This is a genomic window from Streptomyces actuosus (assembly GCF_016921115.1).
Classification (GTDB): domain Bacteria; phylum Actinomycetota; class Actinomycetes; order Streptomycetales; family Streptomycetaceae; genus Streptomyces; species Streptomyces actuosus_A.
This window is the reverse complement of the sequence record NZ_JAFFZS010000021.1, coordinates 88,488-98,638: the sequence shown is the minus strand read 5'-3', so window position 1 is coordinate 98,638 and position 10,151 is coordinate 88,488. Positions and strand designations below refer to the sequence as shown.

Annotated in this window: 1 protein-coding gene; it reads left to right on the top strand. The window is 71.9% G+C overall.

The genetic code is table 11. The features are described 5' to 3' along the window. Window positions 1-50: 50 nt before the first annotated feature. On the top strand, window positions 51-10,148 hold the full coding sequence (locus tag JS756_RS36935) for a type I polyketide synthase (protein WP_240204255.1): 10,098 nt from the start codon (window positions 51-53) through the stop codon (window positions 10,146-10,148). Window positions 10,149-10,151: the final 3 nt, after the last annotated feature.

Genomic DNA, 10,151 nt, shown 5'->3' with positions numbered 1-10,151 from the left:
CTGCTCCCCACCGTGCCAACTGACCACTGGCCTTTCTAGGACGTGACCTGATGTCAAAGCCCGCCAGTACCTCCGACGCCGCCCAGAACATGACCGAGGACAAGCTCCGCGACTACCTGAAGCGGGTCGTCAACGACCTGCGCCAGACCCGCCGCCGGCTCAGCGAGGCGGAGGCGAAGGACCATGAGCCGATCGCCATCGTGGGGATGAGCTGCCGTTTCCCGGGTGACGTCCGTTCGCCTGAGGACCTGTGGCAGGTCGTCGCCGAGGGCCGTGACGCGATCTCAGCGTTCCCCGACAACCGCGGCTGGGACCTGGAGAAGCTGTACGCCCCGGACCCGGACAGCTCCGGCACGTCCTATGTGCGGGAGGGCGGATTCCTTTACGACGCCGCCGACTTCGACCCGGCGTTCTTCGGTATCTCGCCCCGCGAGGCCCTGGCCATGGACCCGCAGCAGCGCCTGCTCCTGGAAACGTCCTGGGAGGCCTTCGAGCGGGCCGGCATCGACCCCCAGTCGCTGCGGGGCAGCAAGGCCGGTGTGTTCGTCGGCAGCAACTACCAGGACTACGCAACCCGGCTGCCCGAGGTGCCGGCCGAGCTGGAGGGGCATCTCGGTATCGGCAACACGCCGAGTGTGGTGTCCGGCCGCGTGGCGTACACCCTGGGCCTCGAGGGCCCGGCCGTCACCGTCGACACGGCCTGCTCCTCCTCGCTGGTCGCCCTGCATCTGGCCTGCCACGCGCTACGGCAGGGCGACTGCTCGATGGCCCTGGCCGGCGGTATCTCGGTCATGTCGTCGCCTGCCTCGTTCGTGGAGTTCAGCCGGCAGCGGGGTCTTGCGCCGGACGCCCGCGTCAAGGCCTTCGCCTCGGGCGCGGACGGTACGGCGCTGTCCGAGGGCATCGGCATGCTGCTGGTGGAGCGGCTGTCGGACGCGCGCCGCAACGGGCACAAGGTCCTCGCCGTGATCCGTGGCAGCGCGATCAACCAGGACGGGGCGAGCAACGGCCTCACCGCGCCCAACGGTCCCTCCCAGGAACGGGTCATCCGCCAGGCGCTGGCCTCCGCCCGGCTCACCCCCGACCAGGTCGACGTGGTCGAGGCGCACGGCACAGGCACCAAGCTGGGCGACCCCATCGAGGCCCAGGCCCTGCTCGCCACCTACGGCCAGGACCGCCCGGCCGACCGGCCGCTGTGGCTGGGCTCGGTGAAGTCCAACATCGGCCACACCCAGGCCGCCGCCGGTGCCGCCTCGATCATCAAGATGGTCATGGCCCTCCACCAGGGCCTGCTGCCGCGCACTTTGCACGTGGACGAGCCGTCCTCCCGTATCGACTGGGAGGCCGGCGCGGTCTCCCTGCTCACGGAGGAGGTGCGCTGGCCCGCGGCCGACCGGCCGCGACGCGTCGGCATCTCCTCCTTCGGCATCAGCGGCACCAACGCCCACGCCGTGCTGGAAGAGGCCCCGCCCGTCGAGGCGGCCGAGGAACAGCCGGCCCCTCCGGGCGATGTCGTGCCGTGGGTGATCTCCGCCCGGACCGCGGACGCCCTGCGTGCACAGGCACGACAGCTCCGCGAGTACGTCGAGGAGCGGCCCGAGCCGGCCATCGCCGAGGTCGCCCATGCGCTGGCCACGACCCGGTCGTCGTTCGAGCACCGCGCGGTCGCGGTGGGCGGCAGCCACAGCGAACTTCTCAAGGCCCTCGACGCCTTGGCGCACGGAGAGCCATCACCTCAGCTCGTGCAGGGCATCGCGCCCGACGAGACCGGCAGGACCGTGTTCGTGTTCCCCGGGCAGGGGACGCAGTGGGTCGGCATGGGCGCGGAACTCCTGGACGCCGTCCCGGTGTTCGCCGAGTCGATCGCCCGTTGCGAGGAGGCCCTTGCGCCTTACGTCGACTGGTCGCTGACCGATGTCCTGCGCTCCGGCGCCGAGTTGGACCGCGTGGACGTCATCCAGCCGGTGACCTGGGCCGTCATGGTCTCCCTCGCCGCGACCTGGCAGGAGCTGGGTGTCCGTCCCGACGCCGTGGTCGGCCACTCCCAGGGCGAGATCGCGGCTGCGGCTGTGGCGGGTGCGCTGTCGCTGGAGGACGCGGCGAAGGTCGTCGCCGTGCGTGCCCGGATCATCGGCGAGCACCTCGCGGGGCGGGGAGCCATGGCCTCGATCCCGCAGGCTGCCCACAGGGTCGAAGAGCTGCTCCCCAGCGGTGTCGGTATCGCCGCCGTCAACGGCCCGAACACCACCGTGGTCTCCGGCGACAAGGACGCCGTCGAGGCCCTCGTCGCTCAGCTTCAGGAACAGGACGTCCGGGCCAGGCTGATCCCCGTCGACTACGCCTCACACTCCGCGCACGTCGAAACCATCCAGGACGCGATCGCCGCCGCGCTCTCCGGGATCACGCCTCGGCCCGCCGACGTGCCCTTCTTCTCCACTGTCGAGCCCGGATTCATCAACACATCCGAACTCGACGCCGGTTACTGGTACCGCAACCTCCGCCAGACCGTCCACTTCCACACCGCCATCGAACAGCTCACCGAGAGCGGCCACACCACCTACATCGAGTCCAGCGCCCACCCCGTCCTCACCTACAGCATCGAGGAAGCCGAAGGCGCCGACACCATCACCGGCACCCTCCGCCGCAACGAAGGCACCCTCACCCGACTCCTCGTCTCCGCAGCACACCTCCACACCCACGGCCACACCATCAACTGGCCCATCCCCCACACCCGGCCCATCGACCTCCCCACCTACCCCTTCCAGCACCAGCGCTACTGGATCGACGTACCGGAGACCACGGCGGCACACGCCTCCGTCCCGGCGACGGACATCGTCGACACGCGTTTCTGGGAGGCCGTGGAGAACGAGGACTGGGAGTCGCTCGCGGACACGCTCGACGTCCCCGGTGACGCGTCGCTGAGCACGGTGCTTCCGGCGCTCGCGTCCTGGCGGCAGGAGCGCAGGCGTGAGGCAACGGTGAACGACTGGCGCTATGGGATCAGCTGGAAGCCAGTGGCCGACGGGGGCGCTGTAACCGGGCTCGGCGGGACGTGGCTGGTGGTGTTCCCGGAGGGGCGGGCCACCGACGACGTCGTCCGTACAGCGGCCGAGGGGCTGGCGGCGCACGGCGCGCAGGTCGTGCCGCTGGAGCTGAACACCTCCGAGGCCGCGCGTGGGGCGTACCTCGACCTCATCGGTGAGGCACTGGCCGCGCAGGAGGCTCCGCCGGCCGGTGTGCTGTCGTTCCTCGCGCTCGACGAGCAGCCCTGCCCCGCGTATCCCGCGATGCCGGCGGGTGTCGCCGGGACGCTCGCTCTCGTCCAGGCGCTCGGTGACGCACGGCTTGAGGTCCCGGTGTGGTTCGGGACCTGCGGCGCGGTCGCGGTCGGGGCCTCGGACACCCTGGGCAGCCCGGTGCAGGCGCAGGTCTGGGGGCTTGGCCGGGTCGTGGCGCTGGAGCAGCCCGAGCGGTGGGGCGGACTCGTCGACCTGCCGGGGCAGTTGGACGACCGGGCGCGGGCGCGCCTGTGTGCGGTGCTGGCCGGGCCGGCGGGCGAGGACCAGGTGGCGATCCGCTCCTCGGGCGTCTTCGCCCGCCGTCTGGTGCGGTCGCCGCTGGACGTGGCGACGCCCGAGCCGGCGGCGTCCGGCTGGCGGACCAGTGGTACGGCGCTGGTGACCGGCGGCACGGGAGCGCTCGGTCCGCACATCGCGCGGTGGCTCGCCTCGAACGGGGCCGAGCATGTGGTGCTGACCAGCAGGCGCGGCCCGTTCGCCCCGGGCATGGCCGAGCTGGCGACGGAGCTGGACGCCGAGGGAGTCCGTCTCACGGTGGCCGCGTGCGACGCCGCCGACCGCGAGTCTCTCGCCGGTGTGCTGGAGCGGCTGAAGGCCGACGGTGAGTCCCTGCGTACGGTCGTACACGCCGCGGCGTACATCGAGTTGGCGTCGCTCGCCGAGTCGGGGCTCGACGAGTTCGCGGACGTGCTGGCCGCGAAGGTGGGCGGCGCCGCGCACCTGGACGAGCTGCTGGGCTCCGACGACCTCGACGCGTTCGTGCTGTTCTCCTCCATCGCCGGTGTCTGGGGCAGCGGCGACCACGGCGCCTACGCCGCCGCCAACGCCTATCTGGACGCGCTCGCCGAGCAGCGCCGGGCCCGCGGTCTGAAGGCCGGCTCGATCGCCTGGGGCGTGTGGAACGTCTGGGACCCGGAGCGGCTTCCGGAGGGCGTCAAGCCCGAGCAACTCCAGGCGCGGGGGCTGCCGTTCCTCGACCCGAACACGGCCTTCTCCGCCATGCGTCAGATCCTCACGCACGACGAGACCTTCGTGGCCGTGGCCGATGTGGACTGGGAGCGCTTCGTCCCGGTCTTCACCTCGGCTGGGCCCCGTCCGCTGCTCGCCGGTGTTCCCGAGGCGCAGCGGGAGATCGAGGCGGCGGCCACGCCGGCCCCGGTCGGGCCGGACGCGGCGAGGGTTGCGTCGTCGCCGCTGCGCGAACGGCTGGAGGGCCTCGGCGCCGAGGAGCGGAACCGGGTGCTCCTCGACCTGGTCCGCGCCCAGGCGGCCTCGGTCCTCGGTCATGCCTCCGGTGAGGCGGTCGAGCCGGGGCGGGCGTTCCGCGATCTGGGCTTCGACTCACTCACCGCGGTCGAGCTGCGCAACCGGCTCAACACGGCCACCGGGCTGCGGCTGCCGGCGACCCTGGTCTTCGACTACCCCTCCCCCGGTGTGCTCGCCGGTCATCTGCGGGACGAGTTCTTCGGCGCGCTGCCCGACACGGCGTCGGCCGGGGCCGTCGCGGCGCCGTCGGTCCTTCCGGCCGCCGACGACGACCCGATCGTCATCATCGGCATGGGCTGCCGCTTCCCGGGCGGCGTGCGCTCACCCGAGGCGCTGTGGGAGCTGCTGCTGCGCGGCGGTGACGTGATCTCCGGGCTGCCGACCGACCGCGGCTGGGACCTCGACGCGCTGTACGACCCGGACCCGGAGCAGCGCGGCAAGTCGTACACCCGGCACGGCGGCTTCCTTTACGACGCCGCCGACTTCGACCCGGCGTTCTTCGGTATCTCCCCGCGCGAGGCCCTGGCCATGGACCCGCAGCAGCGGCTGCTGCTCGAGACGTCCTGGGAGGCGTTCGAGCGGGCGGGCATCAATCCCCAGTCCCTGCGGGGCAGTCGTACGTCCGTGTTCGCGGGCGTCAGCTACCACGACTACGGCTCGCGTCTCGGTGAGACCCCGGAGGAGATCGAGGGCTACCTGGGCACGGGCAACACCGCGAGCATCGCCTCGGGCCGTGTCTCGTACGTCCTCGGCCTCGAAGGCGCCGCGGTCACGCTGGACACGGGCTGCTCCTCGTCGCTGGTGGCTCTCCATCTGGCAGCGCAGTCGCTGCGGCAGGGCGAGTCCACGCTGGCGCTGGCCGGCGGTGTGTCCGTGATGGCGGTGCCCACCTCCTTCACCGAGTTCAGCCGGCAGCGCGGTCTGTCCGTGGACGGCCGGTGCCGGGCGTTCTCGGCGGACGCCGACGGCATGGGCATGTCCGAGGGTGTCGGCATGCTGCTGCTGGAGCGGCTGTCGGACGCGCGGCGCAACGGACACCGGGTCCTGGCCATGGTCCGGGGGACGGCGATGAACCAGGACGGCGCCAGCAACGGCCTCACCGCCCCCAACAGCCCCTCCCAGCAGCGAGTCATCCGCCAGGCCCTCGCCAACGCCGACCTCGCCCCCGACCAGGTCGACGCCGTCGAGGCACACGGCACCGGCACCAAGCTGGGCGACCCGATCGAGGCACAGGCCCTGATCGCCACGTACGGCCAGGACCGCCCGGCCGACCGGCCCCTTTGGCTGGGCTCCGTGAAGTCCAACATCGGCCACACGCAGGCCGCTTCGGGGGTCGCGGGCCTCATCAAGATGGTCATGGCCCTCCAGCACGGCGTCCTGCCGAGGACGCTGCACGTGGGCGAGCCGACCCCGAAGGTGGACTGGTCGGCCGGAGCCGTCGCCCTGCTGACCGAGGAGACGGCCTGGCCCGACACGGGGCAGCCGCGCCGCGCCGGTGTCTCGTCGTTCGGCATCAGCGGCACCAATACGCATGCCGTGCTGGAGCAGGCACCGGAGGACGAGCCGGCCCTGGAATCGGAGCCTGCGGGTGCGGTGGTGCCCTGGGTGATCTCGGCCCGGACGGCGGACGCCCTGGGCGATCAGGCACGGCAGCTTCGCGAATACGTCCACCAGCGGCAGGAGTTGGATGTCGCCGCCGTCGCCGACACGCTCGTCCGTGGGCGCGCCCTGTTCGAGCACCGGGCCGTTGTGGTGGGCGAGACCTCTGATGCCCTGACCGCGGCGCTCGACGCGCTCGCTGCTGGGCAGCCTCACACGCATCTGGTCCAGGGGCAGGCCAAGAGCGCCGGGAAGACCGTGTTCGTGTTCCCGGGGCAGGGGACTCAGTGGGCCGGGATGGGTGCCGAACTCCTCGACACCGTCCCCGTGTTCGCGGAGTCGATCGCCCGCTGCGAGGAGGCCCTTGCGCCTTACGTGGACTGGTCGCTGACCGATGCCCTGTGTTCCGGGGCGGAGTTGGACCGCGTGGACGTCATCCAGCCCGTCACCTGGGCCGTGATGGTCTCGCTCGCCGCGACGTGGGAGGACCTCGGTGTCCGTCCGGATGCGGTGGTGGGTCACTCCCAGGGCGAGATCGCGGCTGCGGCCGTGGCGGGTGCGCTGTCGCTGGAGCACGCGGCGAAGGTCGTCGCCGTACGCGCACAGATCATCGGCGAGCACCTCGCGGGTCGGGGTGCCATGGCCTCCGTTCCTCGGGCTGCCCGTACCGTCGAAGCACAGCTCCCCAGCGGGGTCGGCATCGCCGCGATCAACGGGCCGAACACGACCGTGGTCTCCGGTGACAAGGACGCCGTCGAGGCCCTGGTCAAGGACCTTCAGAACCAGGACGTCCGGGCCCGGCTGATCCCCGTCGACTACGCCTCACACTCCGCGCACGTCGAAACGATCGAGGAGCAGCTGGCGACGGCACTCGCGGGCATCACGCTCTTCTCCACCGTCGAGCCCGGATTCATCAACACATCCGAACTCGACGCCGGTTACTGGTACCGCAACCTCCGCCAGACCGTCCACTTCAGCACGGCCATCGAGCAGCTCACCGAGAGCGGCCACACCACCTACGTCGAGTCCAGCGCCCATCCCGTCCTCACCTACAGCATCGAGGAAGCCGAGGGCGCGGAGGCCATCACCGGCACGCTCCGCCGCAACGAGGGCACTCTCACCCGGCTCCTCGTCTCCGCAGCACACCTCCACACCCACGGGCATGCCATCAACTGGCCCATCCGCCCCAGCCGGCCCATCGACCTGCCCACCTACCCCTTCCAGCACCAGCGCTACTGGATCAACCCCACCAGCGACAGCCGGACGAACCTCTCCGGCGCGGGCCTCTCGGCCGCCGGGCACCCGCTGCTGGGCGCTGCCGTGGAGCTGGCGGGCACGGACACGCACCTGTTCACGGGCCGGTTGTCCCTCCAGAGCCACCCCTGGCTGGCGGACCACGCCGTGGCCGGAACCGTGCTGCTGCCCGGCACCGGCTTCCTCGAGCTCGCCCTCCAGGCCGGTCACCACGTCGGCTGCGGCACCGTGGAGGAACTGACGCTGGAAGCCCCGCTGATCCTTCCTGAGCGGGGCGGCGTCGACGTGCAGCTGAACGTGGGCGCGCCCGACGGTTCGGGACGTCGTGAGCTGAACCTGCACGCGCGGGCGCAGGACGCGGACAGCGACGAGCCGTGGACCCGGCACGCCACCGGCACCCTGGCCTCGGCACAGCAGCCCCTGGGGCCGGACGCCGGTCTGAGCGCGTGGCCGCCGGCCGGGGCCGAGCCGGTGGAGGTCGAGGGTTACTACGACCGGCTTGCCGAGCAGGGCTACGGCTACGGCCCCGCCTTCCACGGACTGCGGGCGGCGTGGCGGCGCGGTGACGAGGTGTTCGCCGGGGTCGCCCTGCCGGAGGAGGAGGCCGCCGAAGCCGCGGACTACGGAATCCACCCGGCGCTGATGGACGCGGCGCTGCACGCACTGGGTCTGGGCGTGCTGCCTACGGCGGGCGAGGGACGGGCGCGGCTGCCGTTCTCCTGGAGCGGTGTGACCCTGCACGCGGCGGGCGCCGCCGCGCTGCGGGTGCGCGTGGCACCGCTCGGGGACGCCGAGGACACGGTGTCCATCACCGTGGCCGACCCGGCTGGCGCGCCGGTCGCCACCGCCCAGTCGCTGGTCGTACGGCCGGTGGTCACCGCGCAGTTGGAGGCGGCCGGTTCATGCGTGCACGACAGCCTGTTCCGCGTCGACTGGGTGACACCCCTGACGGGGTCCTCCTCCGTCGAGGCCCGGCGCTGGGCGGTCCTCGGTCCGGACCCGCTGAAGGTGGGGCAGTCGCTGGAGGAGACCGGTGCGACAGTGTTCGCGGCCGACGACCTGGACTCCGTGGCCATGCTGGACACCGTTCCGGATGCGGTGGTCGTGCCGTACGCGCCTCAGCCGGCCGGCGCCGACAAGCTCGCTGCGCGGGTGCATGAGGTGCTGTACGGAGTGCTGGAGCTGGTTCAGGAGTGGCTGGCGGACGAGCGGTTCACCGACTCCCGGCTCGTGCTGCTCACCCGTGACGCGGTGGTCACCTCACCCAAGGACACCCCGGACCTGGAACACGCCTCCGTCTGGGGCCTGATCCGCTCCGCGCAGGCCGAACACCCCGACCGGATCGTGCTCATCGACACCGACGACCACGACAAGTCCACTCACGCGATACCCGGCGCCCTGACGACCGGTGAGTCCCAGATCGCCATCCGTCAAGGCGAGTTCCTGGCGCCGCGCCTGACCCGGGCCACCCCGGCAACGGCCGCCGCCTCCGTCTTCCGTCCCGACAGTACGGTCCTGATCACCGGCGCCACCGGCACGCTCGCCACCCACATCGCCCACCACCTCGTCACCCACCACCAGGTCCACAACCTGGTCCTCCTCTCCCGCCGCCCCGCCGACAACCTCGCCACAACCCTCACCGACCTCGGCGCGAACGCCACCGTCGTCACCGGCGACATCACCGACCCCGACACCGTCACACGCGCCCTCACCGAACACCCCGTCACCGCCGTCATCCACACCGCAGCCACCCTCCACGACGCCACCATCGACAACCTCACCCCCGACCAACTCGACACCGTCCTGAACCCGAAGCTCGACGGCGCCCTCCTCCTCCACCAGCTCACCACCCAACTCACCCCCGACCTCGACGCCTTCGTCCTCTTCTCCTCCGCAGCCGCCGCCTTCGGCGGACCCGGACAGGCCGCCTACGCCGCCGCCAACACCTTCCTCGACACCCTCGCCCACCGCCGCCGCACCAACGGCCAACCTGCACTCTCCCTCGGCTGGGGCCTGTGGGAAGACCGCAGCAGCATGACCGGCAACCTCACCGACACCGACCTCCACCGCATGACCCGCCACGGAGTCGGCGCCATGAGCACCGAGGACGGGCTGCGGCTGCTGGACGCGGCCTGTGCGACGGGCGAGTCGCATCTGCTGCCGATCCGGCTGGACGTCGGGGCGCTGCGGCGGCGGGCCGACGACGACAGTCTCCCGGCGCTGCTGCGGGGACTCGCCCAGCGCCGGGTGCGTCACAGCACCGCGGACGCCGGCACTCGGCGGCCCTCGGAACTGTCGCTCGCCGAGCGGCTCGGCCGGAGGTCCGGTGAGCAGCGGGCGCAGGCGCTGGAGGACCTGGTGGTCGCGCAGGTGGCTGCCGTGCTGGGGCACGCGTCGACGGCCGCGATCGAGCCGGACCGTGCCTTCAAGGACATCGGGTTCGACTCGTTGACCGCGGTCGAACTGCGCAACCGGCTCAACACGGCGACCGGGCTGCGGCTGCCCGCCACGCTGGTCTTCGACCAGCCGACTCCGCAGGCGATCGCCCGGTTCGTGGAGCGGAAGCTGTTCCCGCAGGAGAGCACCCAGGCTCCCGCCCCGGCCGCGCAGGACTCCGTCCGCGACATCGACGCCGTCGACCTGGACGCGATCGACGAGATGGACGTCGACCTCCTCATCAACCTTGCTTTCGACGGCGACAGCGCCGGAACCGACGCGGAGCGTGAGTGACCC